Raw genomic sequence first — 15,520 nt, 5'->3', positions numbered from 1 at the left:
GCATCTCCTTGGGTGAGCAGCCACGCTACGAGATGTGCAGCGATAAATACAATGTCGCTTTTTTATGGGGCCATTCCTGAAGGGAATAGCCGCTCAAAATGCAGGAACACCCCGTAAATGTGGGGGCTTTCCAGGGCTGGCGATTTAATGGCAACACCGCCGGCCTTGACTATTCTTCGCTGAGGCGACCGCCCGTCAAGGAGAACCCCATGCACGCTTTGCAACCCGCTTACCTGCTGGCAACCGTAACCCTGCTGAATCTCGGCGGCTGCGCAATCAGCAACCAAGGCGCTGTCGACTATCGCTATCACCGCCCCGGCGCGGTTGACGGTCCGCTAAGCGCCAAAAACATCTACGCCAGCGAGGCGAAACACCTGCTCAAAGCCGGCGACCCTATCGCCATTACCCTCAAGACCGTCTTTATCAAAGACCTGACCGAATGGACCAGCCCCTTGCGCCTGGCCCGCGGCGAGCCCGCCACCGGCGATATTGCGATTGTAGCCAGCACCTGTGAAAGCCCTTGCGACCGTAAACACGGCCCCGAAGGCATCCGTAGCTCCAAAGTCATCTTCTACTCCAATGACGTGCGCGAAAACCAATACCTGAACCTCTCCAACCTCAATAACGTCTACGGCCCGATGACTTACAACGGCAACCCCTTCAAGTTGGATATCTACATCATCGAGCTGGACGAGAGCGGCGCCCAGGTGCGGCAGATGCTCGGCAGCCTGGCCAGCCTGGGCAAGACCTTCTACCCGCCCGCGCATCCGGCAGCAAACGTGTTGTCGGCCCTGGCCGATACGTTTATTAAGGATGACCAGGACGACAATGCGTTTACCTACTCCTTCGACCTAGTGGGTATGAATACCCGTGTAGACCCCAAAAACCCCAAAACCGGCTACCTCGAGACCGGCGACTACGTACTGGTACGCACCGAAGACCGTGGTGCGGCGCCGCCGTGGGAGAGCCTGGTGTACAACAGCGCTCGCGCCCGTCTGGTGAAAAAGGATGGCACCTGCAACGCCAAGGAAGCACCCCGGGATGGCTGTGACTATCGAGACAACTCCTATGTAGTGCTGGAGGTGCGAAAAGCCGAGGGCGCGGTGGCCAACGACTCCCAGCAACTGGTATTTTCGGCCTTGAAAAGTCAGCTGGACGCCGATGCTGGAAGCCGCGAAATCACCGCCGATAAAATCGGCGCAATCAAAGCCAGCCTGGAAAGTGCCGAAACCCGCAGCGACACGAAAAACCACATAGCACTGGTCAAAGACAGCCCCCCAGGCTCCATGCAACGCAGAGCCGCCGCGCTGAACTTTGTCTCCTCCTGGTTCGACCCGGCCACAGTTATCACTGCGGCTGACAAAGCCTCGGTGATCAAGCAGGCCAATGAGCTATTCGGCACGTGCATGAACCTTTCCACCAGCCAAGTCGCCCAGTATCAGGACGAGGTGGCGAAACGCATGCTGAGCAACAAAGCCCAGTTTCTCTCCGCGTTGGAAGCCTGCCGACAACCCATCGCCGTCGCGCCCTAGCCAGAGAACCCACCACCGCTGAGGAACGCCTGCTCCTCCTCGGTCGTCACCCGGCCCAACGCCCCATTGCGATGGGGAAAGCGGCCGAATCTCTGGATGATCTCGGCATGCTCCTTAGCCCAGTGATAGGTGTCGGCATCCAGTTGTTTGTTTAGCGCCAGGGAGCGCTGCTGGTCCTCAGGGCTTTCGGAATGTTCGAAAGGCAAATAGCAAAACGCCCGCAATGCCGGGTCAATCAGCCGATCCATCCCGGCGTCGATCATACGTGCGGCATAAGCCCTGGCCAGTGGATCGGTCGCGAACATATGGGCGGTACCCCGGAAGGTGTTGCGCGGGTATTGATCGAGCAGGATCAGCAGCGCCAGCGCGCCTTCGGGCTCGTCCATCCAGTGTTCCAGTTCGCCCCTGGCTGCCTGGAAGTGCGCCTCGTGGAAGCGGGCGCCAAACTCGGCATCGAACTGTGGATCTTTCTTGAACCAGCGTGATGGGCCCGCCGCCATCCAGAATTGCACGACAGCCTTGATATCAACGGGGACGCTCATAAGTCACTCCAGGGTGGTCAAAGTCTGCGCCCTACCCTAGCACCTGCAGGGCCCGATTCCGACTGAGAAATCCACAGCTGCCGACCAATGTTATAAGATAACCGCCCCTACATTCCCGCCGGCGACCCTGCACCATGACCGACGCTGTTCCCGCTGCCCGTTTACGCCAACGTCTGCTCTCCATCGACGCCCTGCGCGGCCTGGTGATCCTGTTCATGTTGCTCGACCACGTGCGCGAGACGTTCCTGCTGCACCGCCAGGTCAGTGACCCGATGAACATCGACAGCACGGAGCCGGCGCTGTTTATCAGCCGCACCCTGGCCCACTTGTGTGCGCCGGTGTTTGTGTTGCTGACCGGCTTGTCGGCGTATCTGTACGGCGAAAAGTACCAAGGCCGTGGCGATGTTGCGGCGTTTCTGTTCAAGCGCGGGCTGTTCCTGGTGGTGCTGGAATTTACCCTGGTGAACTTCGCCTGGACCTTCCAACTGCCCCCCAGCGTGATCTATATGCAGGTGATCTGGGCCATCGGCGTGAGCATGATCGCCCTCGCCGCGCTGGTGTGGCTGCCCCGCCCGCTGCTGATCGGCCTGGCGCTGGTGATCATTGGCGGGCATAACCTGCTCGATGGCGTGCATTTCGCGGCGGGGTCGGCGTGGCATATTTCCTGGACGATCCTGCATGAGCGCAGCTGGATCGAGGTGAGCGACACCCTGCGCCTGCGCACGACCTACCCGGTGTTGCCGTGGATCGGGGTGATTGCCCTGGGTTACAGCCTCGGCCCGTGGTTTTCCGGGGCGATGCCGGCGGCGCGGCGTCAGCGGTATCTGTTGCTGGCGGGCATTTGCGCGCTGGTGGGCTTTGGGGTGCTGCGCGCGATCAATGGTTACGGTGAGGCGCCGTGGCACAACTATGACAGTCCGGTGCAGACCTGGATGAGCTTCTTCAACATCACCAAGTATCCGCCGTCATTGCTGTTCCTGGCGCTGACCCTGGGCGTGGGGCTGGTGTTGCTGCTGGCCTTTGAACGCGCCGGGCAGCGGCGCTGGATCGACATACTGGCGGTGTTCGGCGCGGCGCCGATGTTCTTCTACCTGCTGCACCTGTATGTGCTGAAGGTGTTGTACGTGATGGGTGTGGCGCTGTTTGGCCTGAATCAGGGGACGCACTTTGGGTTCGACAGCGTGGGGGCGGTGTGGCTGGTGGCGTTGTTACTGCCGCTGGCGTTGTACCTGCCCGTCCGCTGGTTTGCCCGGTTGAAGGCCCGGCGGCGGGATATAGCGTGGCTCAAATACCTCTGAGCACAAAGATCCACATGTGGGAACTGGTTTGCCTGGGATGGCGGTGGGTCAGTTGTCAGAAGTGGTGACTGGGCTGCCGCTATCGCGGGCAAGCCCGCTCCCACAGGGGATCCGCGCGTGGTAGAGAATTTGGGTATCGCCACAAATCAAATGTGGGAGCTGGCTTGCCTGCGATGGCGGTGGGTCAGTTGCCAGAAGTGGTGACTGGGCTGCCGCTATCGCGGGCAAGCCCGCTCCCACAGGGGGGTCTGCGCGTGGCAGAGAGTTTTGGTGCCGCCACAAATCAAATGTGGGAGCTGGCTTGCCTGCGATGGCGGTGGGTCAGTTGTCAGAAGTAGTGACTGGACTGCCGCTATCGCGGGCAAGCCCGCTCCCATAGGGGGGTCTGCGTGTGGTAGAGAATTTGAGTACCGCCACAATTCAAATGTGGGAGCTGGCTTGCCTGCGATGGCGGTGGGTCAGTTGTCAGAAGTAGTGACTGAACTGCCGCTATCGCGGGCAAGCCCGCTCCCACAATGGGATTTGTGTCAGCCGCAGTTACGCCCATTCAGCGCGCAATTGCCGGGCAGCTGTAACCATGTGAATCAACGCCGCTTCCGTCTCCGGCCAGGCGCGGGTCTTCAGGCCGCAGTCGGGGTTGACCCATAGGCGCTCGGCCGGGATGCGCTGGGCGGCTTTGCGCAGCAGGTTGGCCATTTCCGAGGCGTCGGGCACCCGGGGTGAGTGGATGTCGTAGACCCCCGGGCCGATGTCGTTCGGGTAAGCGAAGGCTTCGAACGCGTCCAGCAGTTCCATGTCCGAACGGGAAGTCTCGATGGTGATCACGTCGGCATCCATCGCCGCGATGGACTCGATCACGTCGTTGAATTCGCTGTAGCACATATGGGTATGGATCTGGGTTTCGTCACGCACACCCGAGGCGCACAGGCGGAACACTTCGGTGGCCCAGTCCAGGTAGTGCTGCCACTGGGCCCGGCGCAGGGGAAGGCCTTCACGGAACGCCGCTTCATCAATCTGTACGATCTTGATGCCCGCCGCTTCCAGGTCCACCACTTCGTCACGGATCGCCAGCGCCAGTTGCCGGGCCTGCACTTCGCGGCTCACGTCTTCGCGGGGGAATGACCACATCAGCATGGTCACCGGGCCGGTCAGCATGCCCTTCATGACCTTGTCGGTCAGGCCTTGGGCGTAGCGGATCCACTCCACGGTCATGGCTTTCGGGCGGCTCAGGTCGCCGAAGATCACCGCTGGTTTCACGCAGCGAGAGCCATAGCTCTGCACCCAGCCAAAGCGGGTAAATACATAGCCGTCCAACTGTTCGGCAAAGTACTCGACCATGTCGTTACGTTCGGCTTCACCGTGCACCAGCACGTCCAGGCCAAGGTTTTCCTGCACTTCAACGGCGTGCTTGATCTCGCTGTGCATCGCCTCGACATATTCGGCTTCGCTTAACTTGCCGGCCTTGAACGACTGGCGCGCCAGGCGGATCGACGCGGTCTGCGGGAACGAACCTATGGTGGTGGTCGGGAACAGCGGCAAGTCGAGGCCGGCGCGCTGCTGGGCGATGCGCTGGGCAAACCGCGACTGGCGCTGGCTGTCCTTGGCGGTGATAGCCGCCACGCGGGCCTGGACCGCCGGCTTGTGGATACGCGGCGAGGCACCGCGGGCCGCTTGCACGGCGCGGCTTTGGGCCAAGGCAGCAAGCACGTTCGGCGCTTCGGGCTGGTTGATGGCCTGGGTCAGCACCGCGACTTCTTCACACTTTTGTACGGCGAAGGCCAGCCAGCTTTTCAGCTCGGCGTCGAGCTTGTCTTCACGCCCCAGATCCACCGGGCTGTGCAGCAGCGAACAGGACGGCGCCACCCACAGGCGATCACCCAGGCGTTCATGGGCGTGCTGCAAGGTAGCCAGGGCATTTTCCAGGTCGCAGCGCCAGACGTTCCGCCCGTTGACCACCCCCAAGGACAGCACCTTATAGGCCGGCAGACGGTCGAGAATCGTCGGGTACTGGTCAGGTGCACGCACCAGGTCAATGTGCAGGCCATCGACCGGCAAGTTGGCCGCCAGGCCGAGGTTTTCTTCGAGCCCGCCAAAGTAAGTGGCGACCAGTTTTTTCAGCGGGTCACGCTGGATCAGGTTGTAGGCGCGTTCAAACGCGTTTTTCCAGTCCTGGGGCAGATCCAGCACCAGGATCGGCTCGTCGATCTGCACCCATTCCACGCCCAGGTCCGCCAGGCGCTGGAAGATCTGCCCGTACAGCGGCAGCAGGCGGTCGAGCAGGTCGAGCTTGTCGAAGTCACCGCCCTTGGCCTTGCCCAGCCACAGGTACGTCAGCGGCCCGATCACCACCGGCTTGACGGTGTGCCCCAGGTCGCGGGCCTCCTGGACTTCTTCGAACAATTGGTCCCAGCCCAGGTGGAACTGCTGGTCCGCGCTGAATTCAGGCACCAGGTAGTGGTAGTTGGTGTCGAACCACTTGGTCATTTCCTGGGCGTGGGCACCGCCGCAGCAGCTGTCGCTGACGCCACGGGCCATGGCAAACAGGGTCTTGAGGGTGGCATGCCCGTCAGCCGGGCGGAAACGCTCGGGGATCACACCAAACATCAGCGAGTGGGTCAGCACCTGGTCGTACCAGGCAAAATCCCCAGCCGGCAGCAACTCGATGCCGGCCTGTTTCTGCAAGTCCCAGTGGGTCTTCCGCAATTCACGGCCGACGGCGCGCAGACCGGCTTCGTCCAGCTCACCCTTCCAAAACGCTTCCTGCGCTTTTTTCAGTTCACGATCGCGTCCAATGCGCGGAAATCCAAGGGAATGAGCGACAGCCATGACAAAAACTCCAATGTGTTGGTATGGGAGCTATTGTCGGCAGCGGGTCATAATGAGACAAACTCATTTTACTGTAGATGATCACGAATATCGCTCATGATCGACCTGCCCCAGGCGTTTTATGGAGACGGCTGAACGTGACGGAAGTCCCACCAACTGGCAGAAACTGGTTTTTTCTTGACCTCGGGTGGATAGAGCGAGCGGACAAAGTTGATATCACCCTCGGAGAGCTCATTGTTGTCCCCAATAGCATCTCCACTGTTGAGCCAGGATGAATTGAAACCATAATGCATGATGGATTTACGATCATAGTCAGATGACACAACATCGGAAACCAACGGCCCAAAATTCGCTTTTAGTTCTTTCTCCCCACCTTTATCCATGTAGGTTTTCTTGACTTCGGACCAATTGATATCCAAATCATTGTTTTCGTGCTGATGTTCATGTTGCAACCCCAAAACATGACCGAACTCATGCTGGATCGTACCGGCGTTATAAGCATTCGGCCCACCCTTGAGGCCGATGACCATTGTAGGTTTGTCGGGCGGTACATAGAGCGAGCGGGTACCCAAGTACGAATGCCCACCGGAAATATCGTTGTCTGCGGCAATCCGGATATCCCCGTCGGCGGCGTCAGTGAACTCAAAGTGCAGATTGACGTGAGGCGCCCATTTGTTGATGTTGGCTTTGGTAAACTCTTCTTGCGCTTTACTCATGCCCATCAGGGAAATTCTTATGACTGAGTGTTGTGGCCATAACGCCGAAGCTGACGCCACCCCACGCTTTTGCCTGGAAGACGCAGCAACCTCCCCCTTGGCAGTTTGATCGGCGTTCTCGTTGGGCAGGTAGTCCGGTGGATAGACAGATAAGTGAGCGTTCAGTTGGACAGTCAAAGTCGTAGCTCCAGCAGCGATGTATTTCCCATTACGTCGTAATTCGGCGCTATAGGTTCCACTGGGGCCATGACAAGGGTTTACGCGTGACGATCAAGCGTGCGCCTGGCGACTAAACCACTGCCTGACCGCCTGGCCACAGGGTTATGGACCCATTTGCTGACCAATACCTGAGTGGCCTGTAGGCCCAAGCCTGCAAATTCCGCTGACTAACCTTTCGATCCTGAGCAAGTGCGGGCACAATGCCTGTCCTTTTTTGGCAGGCTCCGCCGCAGGCTCTGAAAAATGATCAAAACCCCGTATTACCTCATCGACAAACAGAAGCTTCTGGTCAACATGCAGAAGATCGCCTACGTGCGCGAGCAGTCCGGCGCCAAGGCGCTGCTGGCGCTCAAGTGCTTTGCCACCTGGTCGGTGTTCGACCTGATGCAGGAATACATGGACGGCACCACGTCCTCGTCGCTGTACGAGCTCAAGCTCGGTCGCCAGAAGTTCGAAGGTGAAGCCCACGCCTATAGCGTGGCCTGGGCCGACGATGAGATCGAGGAGATGCTCGACAACTGCGACAAGATCATCTTCAACTCCATCAGCCAACTGCAGCGCTTTGCCGAGCGCAGCGAGGGCAAGACCCGCGGCCTGCGCGTCAACCCGCAAGTGAGCAGCTCCGACTACCTGCTGGCTGACCCGGCGCGCCCCTTCAGCCGTCTGGGCGAGTGGGATCCGGTGAAGATCGAAGGCGTGATCGAGCAGATCTCCGGCTTCATGTTCCACAACAACTGCGAGAACGGTGACTTCAACCTGTTCGACCAGATGCTGAACACCATCGAAGAACGTTTCGGCGCACTGCTGCACAAGGTCAACTGGGTCAGCCTCGGCGGCGGCATCCACTTTACCGGCGAAGGCTATGCCATCGACGCGTTCTGCCAGCGCCTCAAGGCCTTCTCGCAGAAGTACGACGTGCAGGTGTACCTGGAACCCGGCGAAGCAGCGATCACCAACAGCGCCTCCCTGGAAGTGACCGTGCTCGACACTCTGTACAACGGCAAAAACCTCGCCGTGGTCGACAGCTCCATCGAAGCCCACCTGCTGGACCTGCTGATCTATCGCCTCAACGCCAAACTGGCGCCAAGCGATGGCGAACACACCTACATGGTGTGCGGCAAGTCGTGCCTGGCCGGTGATATCTTCGGCGAATATCAATTTGATCAGCCGCTGGCCATCGGCGATCGACTGTCGTTCATCGACACGGCAGGCTACACCATGGTCAAGAAAAACTGGTTCAACGGCCTGAAAATGCCGTCCATCGTAGTGAAACAACTCGACGGTACAGTCGAAGTGGTTCGTGAATTTGGTTACGACGACTACCTGTCCAGCCTTTCGTAAAGCGGACAGATAAAGGAGAGATAAAGCAATTGAAAAAGAACGTTCTTATCATTGGTGCAGGAGGTGTCGCCAAGGTGGTGGCCCACAAGTGCGCGCAGCACAACGACGAACTCGGTCGTATTGCTATCGCGTCGCGCAACATCTCCAAATGCCAGGCCATCATCGACAGCGTCAAGGCCAAGGGTAGCCTCAAGGTACCCGCGCAGATCCAGGCCTTTGCCCTGAACGCCCTGGACGTGGAAGCGACCAAGGCACTGATCCGCGAAACCGAATCGCAGATCGTCATCAACGTCGGCTCCGCCTTCCTCAACATGTCGGTACTGCGTGCCTGCATCGATACCGGCGTGGCTTACCTCGACACCGCCATCCACGAAGAGCCGGGCAAGGTCTGCGAGACCCCGCCGTGGTACGGCAACTACGAGTGGAACCACCTGGAGGAATGCAAGCAGAAGAACATCACTGCGATCCTCGGTGTGGGTTTTGACCCAGGAGTGGTCAACGCCTATGCGGCGCTGGCGCAACAACAGCATTTTGACCGCATTGATTCGATCGACATTCTCGACGTCAATGCCGGCAGCCACGGCAAATATTTCGCCACCAATTTCGACCCGGAAATCAACTTCCGCGAATTCACCGGGCAGGTGTGGAGCTGGCAGAACAGCCAGTGGACCAGCAACACGATGTTCGAAGTAAAACGTACCGACGACCTGCCGGTAGTGGGTTCACAGAACCTGTACCTGACCGGCCACGATGAAGTGCACTCGTTGTCGAAAAACCTCGACGTGCCCAACGTGCGGTTCTGGATGAGCTTCGGCGAACACTACATCAATGTGTTCACCGTACTGAACAACCTCGGCCTGCTCTCCGAGAAACCGGTCACCACCGCCGAAGGCCTGGAAGTGGTGCCTTTGAAACTGGTCAAGGCCGTGCTGCCTGACCCGTCCTCGCTGGCACCGGGCTACACCGGCAAGACCTGCATCGGCGACCTGGTCAAGGGCACCAAGGATGGCCAGCCACGCGAGCTGTTCATCTACAACGTGGCCGACCACGAAGACGCCTTTGCCGAAACCGAAAGCCAGGGCATCTCCTACACCGCCGGCGTACCACCGGTAGCCGCTGCGCTGCTGGTGGCCCGTGGCGAGTGGGACGTGCAACGCATGGCCAACGTTGAAGAACTGCCAGCCGAGCCGTTCCTCAAGGCACTGGACGTGATGGGTCTGCCGACCCGTATCAAGGACGAAAAAGGCGACCGCGCCTGGGATGCTATCGCCTGATAGCGTCTTGATTGACGGATCGCTCCCACGTCCTGTGGGAGCGATCAAAAACATTGCCCGGATCGTTGCATGGGCGGATATCAATGTTGCCAGTGCCTAAGCTATCGCAGGCAAGCCAGCTCCCACAGGGTTTATCGGTGTTTGCAGGATCTGCGCACATTCACGTGGGCGTCCTACAGCGAACTCGTCATGCCAGCTGGCCCAAATTAATGTGGGAGCTGTCGAGCCCCAGCGAGGCTGCGATGGCGGCAGTATTGCTGGCATTGATGCTGGCTGACCCACCGCTATCGTAGCCTCGCTAAAGCTCGACAACTCCCACAGGGTTTGTCGGTGTTTGCGGGATCTGCGCACCTTAATGCTGGCGTCCTACAGCGAACACGCAATGCCATCTGGCCCAAATCAATGTGGGAGCTGTCGAGCTCCAGCGAGGCTGCGATGGCGGCGGTACTGCTGGCATTGATGCTAGCTGACCCACCGCTATCGTAGCCTCGCTAAAGCTCGACAACTCCCACAGGGTTTATCGGTGTTTGCGAGATCTGCGTCTTTGAACGCTGGGGCTCTGGAGCGAGCACGCTATTAACGCTGCCCCAAAACAATGTGGGAGCTGTCGAGCCCCAGCGAGGCTGCGATGGCGGCGTTACTGCTGGCATTGATATTGGCTGACCCACCGCTATCGTAGCCTCGCTAAAGCTCGACAACTCCCACAGGGTTTATCGGTGTTTGTAGGATCTGCGCACCTTAATGCTGGCGTCCTACCGCGAACACGCAATGCCATCTGGCCCAAATCAATGTGGGAGCTGTCGAGCCCCAGCGAGGCTGCGATGGCGGCGGTACTGCTGGCATTGATGCTGGCTGACCCACCGCTATCGTAGCCTCGCTAAAGCTCGACAACTCCCACAGGGTTTATTGGTGTTTGCGGGATCTGCGCACCTTAACGCTGGCGCACCAGATGCTTCCTACATCCGTTTCAGGTTGTCCCTCGGAAAGGTGCTGACTAACCTTCCCGTTGCCGCTGCCAAATCAGCGGCCGGATTTGACCGTCCGACCAAACCAGTACGCTACAGCACCCCAGACCTATTTCAGGCGTTTTTCTTATGTCTGATGTATCGTGTCGCGGCAGCTGTGCGCGGGATACCTTCGGGTATGCCGGAATCACTGGTTTCCGGTCGGTCAACCCGCGTACAGCTGCCACCCTACTCGTTTGACCGCGAACGGTGGCAGCTCCACCTACCAGGAGCTTCACCATGATCAAACACAGCCCCAACCCCCCACCCAGCTACGATGCCAGTCTTCTGCGCGATGCGGCGGATCGTGCGATCAACCACTATCTGCACCCCGAGCCCCCCACCCCAACCGCTCAACCCAGCGACCCGGCGTCAGCAGCATTATTTACCGTGCGCACCGACCTGGACGCCGAAACCCTGCTGATCAATGCCTCGCAAGACCTGGCGTCGATCAACGTGATCGCCACGCACCTGGCCTTTGAAGTCGACGGTACGCACCGCAGCGTGGCGCTGGGCCTTTGCCGGATGCTCGAAGGCGTGCAGCTAATGGTCGACCAGGCGCTGGATGGCTGCGCACAACCGGCCCTGTAGAGCTGGAATGCCGTTTTATGTAGGAGCGAGCTCGCTCCTACAACTACCGCTTGTTGCACCCCCCCTCGCACAAAAGGTAATATTGAGAACGATTCACAATACCACCCTGAGAAAGTCGACCCGTGCAGTCACCTCCAATCCGCAAGCTGGGCTTCTTTTTCAACGACCATCACCGTTGGCTGCTGCAACATATCCAGCATCGCGTGCGTAACCATGCCGATGCCGAAGACACCGCCGCCGATACCTTCTGCCAGATGCTCGCCGCCCGGGTAGACCCCGACAGCATCGAGCAACCCCGGGCCTATTTCTCGACCATTGCACGCCGGCTGATTTTTGATCGTTACCGCCGCAGCCGTCTGGAAACCGCCTACCTGGAACGCCTGGCCGCTGCCCCCGAAGCCTTGGCGCCCTCCCCCGAAGACCAATTGCAACTGATCCAGGCCCTGGTCGCGATTGACCGTGCCCTCGACGGCTTGCCGCTGATCGTCAAGGCCACGTTCCTTTATAGCCAGCTGGACGGCATGAGCTACGTGGCGATTGCGCGCAAGTTGCAGTTGTCCGAGCGCACCGTCAGCCGCCACATGAAACAGGCCCTGCGCCAGTGCTACCTGGCCGAGCTGGCCCCGTGAGCAAGGCGCGCCTGGACCCGGTCAGCGAGCAGGCCATCGACTGGATGGTGCGCCTGCGCGCCGGCAAAACGGATGCGCGGATGCAGGAACGCTTCAATGCCTGGCTGGCCCTGGACCCGGCTCACGCCCAGGCCTGGGCCCGTTTGCAGGAGCGCCTGGGCGGCTCGTGGAACACCCTGCGCACCCTCGAAAAACGCCTGCCCGGTGAAGCGCGGCAAGTGCTGTTGCAGCACCATGGTTCGCGGCGTGACGTGCTGCGCGCCATCGGCGGCCTGGGACTGCTGGGCGGCGGCCTATGGCTGGCGGCGCGCAGCCCGCTGGGCGACAACCTGTTGGCCGACCTGCACACCGCGCGCGGCCAGCGCCAGACATTCACCCTGGCCGATGGCAGCCGCCTGAGCCTGAATGCGCAGAGCGCGGTGGATGTGCAATTCGACCCACACCAGCGCCTGATCATCCTGCGCCACGGCGAACTGGTGATTCAGGTGGCGGCCGACGCGCAACGGCCGCTGCGCGTGCGCACTGCCCAGGGCAGCATCCAGGCCCTCGGCACGCGCTTCCTGGTGAGCCAGGAACCGCAGGCTACACGGGTGGTGGTGCTGGAACACTCGGTGCAGGCGACCCTGCGCAACGGCGTGCAGCGCACCGTGCTGGAGGGCCAAGCCGTAATGCTGCAGGCCGATCGCATCGAGCCGCTGGCCGGCAACCAAGGCTTCCGGGCCGACTGGCTCGCCGGGCACCTGAGTGTGCTGGACGACTCCCTGGAACAGGTGGTCAACGCCCTGCGCCCGTACAGCCGTGGTTTTGTGCGCGTCGATCCTCAGGTGCGCGACTTGCGCGTGCAGGGGGTGTTCCCCCTCAACGACCCGCACCGCGCCTTCGGCGCCCTGGCCGAAACCCTGCCGATCCGGGTCGATCACTACAGCCCGTGGCTGACCCTGATTCGCGCCAAATAACCCGGCAACATTTTTTATGCAAATAACTCTTATTTGTGTCCGGTTTTCATTTTTCGTCCCACCTATCTCCTGACACGTCCACACCTTCAGGAGAATGCTGTGCTCAACCCTTGGCCCCACGCCCTTTCTGTCGCCGTTGCCCTGGCAACCCTGGCGAGCCCTGCCCTGGTGCAGGCGCAAAGCCTGTCTTTCAACCTGCCGGCCGGCCCGCTGGCGCAAACGCTGAACGCCATTGCCAGCCAGAGCGGGCGCATTGTGTCCCTGGACCCGGTGCTGGTGCAGGGCAAGCAGGCCAATGCCGTGATTGGCCAGATGCCGGCCGAACAGGCCATGGACCGTGCGTTGTCGGGCAGCGGCTTGCAGTTGCGCATCACCGAGCAAGGTAATTTCAGCGTCGAGCCTGCCACCGACACGGGCAGCGCGCTGCAATTGGGCGTGACCTCGATTGTCGAGCACAGCATCGACCCCACCACCACCGAAGGCAGCGGTTCCTACGCCGCACGCGCGGTGACAATCGGCAAGGGCACCCACACCCTCAAGGAAATCCCCCAGTCGATCACGGTGATGACCCGCAAGCAAATGGATGACCAGGACCTGGTCGACCTCAAGGACGCCGTCAACCACACCACCGGCCTGGTGGGCGTGCAAGGCGTGGGCAAAGGCATGATCATCACCTCCCGCGGCTTCCAGATCGACGACTGGCAGTACGACGGCGTGCCGATCCCGCGCAATACCTACGCCCTGGGCAACTGGGCGACCCAGGACATGATTTTCTTCGACCGCCTGGAAGTACTGCGCGGCGCCTCCGGCCTGCTGCAGGGCACCGGCAGCCCCGGTGGCGCAATCAACCTGGTACGCAAGCGCGGGCAGACGGCACCCACCGTGGCCCTTACCGCCAAGGCCGGCAGTTGGGACCACTACGGCCTGCAACTGGACGCCGGCGGCCCGCTGAACCAGAGCGGCACGATCCGTGGGCGGATGGTGGCCGACGAAGACCAGAGCGATTCGTTCATCGACTACGAATGGAGCAAGACCCACTCGCTGTACGGCGCCCTGGACTTCGACCTGCAGGAAGACACCACCCTGGGCCTGGCCGTCAGCCGCACCAATGCCGAATCCCGGCCGATGCTGCGGGGCCTGCCGCGCTACAGCACGGGCAAGTCGATTGACCTGTCACGCTCCACCTTCAGCGGCTCGCGCTGGAACCACTCGCAGATCGACGTCACCACCCTGTATGCCGACCTGGAGCATCGCTTCAACGACGACTGGAAGTTCAAGGTCGGCGCGGTGCGCATGAGCGAAGAAAACACCTCCACCCACCAGCGCGTGCAGAGTACCGGCAACGGCATCAACGCCGACGGCACCGGGTTGACCTATGCCGATTGGTACACCGATTTCGACGGCACCAAGATCGGCCTGGACACCCACCTCACCGGGCGTTTCGAAGCACTGTCCATGGCCCAGGAAATTACGCTGGGCGGCAACTATTCCAAATACACGTCCAACGACATCATTGCCCGGACCTTCAATAAAAGCACCGACAACATCTTCGACATCGACAACAACCGCCCCGAAATCAGCTACGAGGGTCTGATGAACACCCCCGGCGGCAGTGCAACACCGAGCAAATACGACATCCGCCAAAAAGGCCTGTATGGCAGTTGGCGCGTCAAGCCCATCGACCCGTTGACCCTGGTACTCGGCGCCCGTGTCAGTTGGTATGACTACAGCTATACCTCCTCGGGCATCGCGGCGGTGACCCACGCCACCACCGTCAACGACCCCAGCACCACCAACGAAACCGGCGAAGTCACGCCCTACGCCGGGATCGTCTACGACCTGAGCCGCGAGTGGGCGGTGTACGCCAGCTACACCGACGTGTTCGAGCCACAGACCCAGCGTAACCTCAGCGGTGCGGTGGTCAAGCCGGTGATTGGCAGCAACTACGAAGTCGGGCTCAAGGGCGAACTGCTGGACGGGCGGGTCAATACCTCCCTGGCGCTGTTCCGCTACGACCAGGAAAACCGTGCGATCACCGACTACTCCCTGGGTGAAATCTGCGGCGGCACGTACTGCGCCACAGGCTCAGGCAAAGTCCGCAGCCAGGGCCTGGAAGCTGAAATCAGCGGTGAAGTGTTGAGCGGCCTGCAACTGTTTGCCGGCTATACCTACAACACCACCAAGTACCTTGAGGACCGGGATAACAAGGGCAAGGTATTCAGCCAGTGGACGCCCAAGCATATGTTGCGGGTGTGGGGCGACTACCAGTTCAGTGGCGACTGGAGCAAGGTCAGCGCCGGGTTGGGCTTTACCACCCAGAGCCATACCCTGGGGTATGAGTACAACTATGACGTGGCGGGCTACACGGTCTGGAACGCGCGGCTGGCGTATCAGATGACGCCGGAGGTGGGCTTGGCGGTCAATGCCAACAACCTGTTCGACAAGACCTACTACGCCTCAGGGTACAACCAGTTGAATGGCAACAACTTCTACGGCGATCCGCGCAATGTGATGTTCAGTGTGAAGTACACGCCGCAGTTCTGATGGGCTGACACAGCGATGGCGTTCCTGTGGACGCCATCGCTGGCGAGC

General features: G+C 60.5%; 11 protein-coding genes. 8 read left to right on the top strand and 3 right to left on the bottom strand.

All coding sequences use genetic code 11. The features are described 5' to 3' along the window. Positions 1 to 209: 209 nt before the first annotated feature. Positions 210 to 1,532, top strand: a complete 1,323-nt coding sequence (locus K1X80_RS12005; RefSeq protein ID WP_076964882.1) for a hypothetical protein — start codon at positions 210 to 212, stop codon at positions 1,530 to 1,532. Here the strand turns inward: K1X80_RS12005 and K1X80_RS12000 are convergent. Next, complete coding sequence (locus K1X80_RS12000; RefSeq protein ID WP_057438680.1) at positions 1,529 to 2,074, bottom strand: DUF924 family protein; 546 nt, start codon at positions 2,072 to 2,074, stop codon at positions 1,529 to 1,531. The two genes, K1X80_RS12005 and K1X80_RS12000, sit on opposite strands and share 4 nt — an antisense overlap. A gap of 134 nt (positions 2,075 to 2,208) precedes the next feature. Between K1X80_RS12000 and K1X80_RS11995 the strand changes: the two genes are divergently transcribed. After that, positions 2,209 to 3,372, top strand: a complete 1,164-nt coding sequence (locus K1X80_RS11995) for a DUF1624 domain-containing protein (protein ID WP_057959870.1) — start codon at positions 2,209 to 2,211, stop codon at positions 3,370 to 3,372. 537 nt (positions 3,373 to 3,909) lie between these two features. Here K1X80_RS11995 and metE read toward each other — a convergent pair. Together metE and K1X80_RS11985 are read right to left on the bottom strand one after the other, a co-directional pair. After that, positions 3,910 to 6,198 carry a 5-methyltetrahydropteroyltriglutamate--homocysteine S-methyltransferase gene (metE, locus tag K1X80_RS11990; protein WP_220172916.1) on the bottom strand — a complete coding sequence of 763 codons (2,289 nt, stop codon included), beginning with the start codon at positions 6,196 to 6,198 and terminating at the stop codon, positions 3,910 to 3,912. A gap of 119 nt (positions 6,199 to 6,317) precedes the next feature. Further along, positions 6,318 to 7,091, bottom strand: coding sequence for a M12 family metallopeptidase (locus K1X80_RS11985; RefSeq protein WP_076964783.1), 774 nt, complete (start codon positions 7,089 to 7,091; stop codon positions 6,318 to 6,320). A gap of 285 nt (positions 7,092 to 7,376) precedes the next feature. On the opposite strand from K1X80_RS11985, the gene K1X80_RS11980 reads away from it, so the two are divergent. The 6 genes from K1X80_RS11980 (at position 7,377) to K1X80_RS11955 (ending at position 15,472) form a co-directional block, all read left to right on the top strand. Then, the gene (locus K1X80_RS11980) at positions 7,377 to 8,474 is read left to right on the top strand and encodes a carboxynorspermidine decarboxylase (protein WP_057438683.1); all 1,098 of its coding nucleotides are present in this window, start codon (positions 7,377 to 7,379) and stop codon (positions 8,472 to 8,474) included. Positions 8,475 to 8,503: 29 nt separating this feature from the next. After that, positions 8,504 to 9,748 carry a saccharopine dehydrogenase family protein gene (locus K1X80_RS11975; protein WP_057438684.1) on the top strand — a complete coding sequence of 415 codons (1,245 nt, stop codon included), beginning with the start codon at positions 8,504 to 8,506 and terminating at the stop codon, positions 9,746 to 9,748. Positions 9,749 to 10,992: 1,244 nt separating this feature from the next. Further along, a complete protein-coding gene (locus tag K1X80_RS11970; protein ID WP_057959872.1) occupies positions 10,993 to 11,343 on the top strand; it encodes a DUF6124 family protein in 351 nt (116 codons plus the stop codon). A 122-nt stretch (positions 11,344 to 11,465) separates the two neighbouring features. Then, complete coding sequence (locus K1X80_RS11965) at positions 11,466 to 11,972, top strand: sigma-70 family RNA polymerase sigma factor (protein WP_220172915.1); 507 nt, start codon at positions 11,466 to 11,468, stop codon at positions 11,970 to 11,972. Then, positions 11,969 to 12,928, top strand: a complete 960-nt coding sequence (locus tag K1X80_RS11960; protein WP_220172914.1) for a FecR domain-containing protein — start codon at positions 11,969 to 11,971, stop codon at positions 12,926 to 12,928. Before K1X80_RS11965 ends, K1X80_RS11960 begins: the two co-directional genes overlap by 4 nt. Before the next feature lie 99 nt (positions 12,929 to 13,027). After that, a complete protein-coding gene (locus tag K1X80_RS11955) occupies positions 13,028 to 15,472 on the top strand; it encodes a TonB-dependent receptor (protein WP_076964781.1) in 2,445 nt (814 codons plus the stop codon). The last annotated feature ends 48 nt before the right edge of the window (positions 15,473 to 15,520 follow it).

Origin of the sequence: Pseudomonas sp. So3.2b, assembly GCF_019464415.1 — a bacterium.
GTDB lineage: Bacteria > Pseudomonadota > Gammaproteobacteria > Pseudomonadales > Pseudomonadaceae > Aquipseudomonas > Aquipseudomonas shahriarae.
Note: the sequence above shows the minus strand (reverse complement) of the source record. Positions and strands in the feature narration are given on the sequence as shown.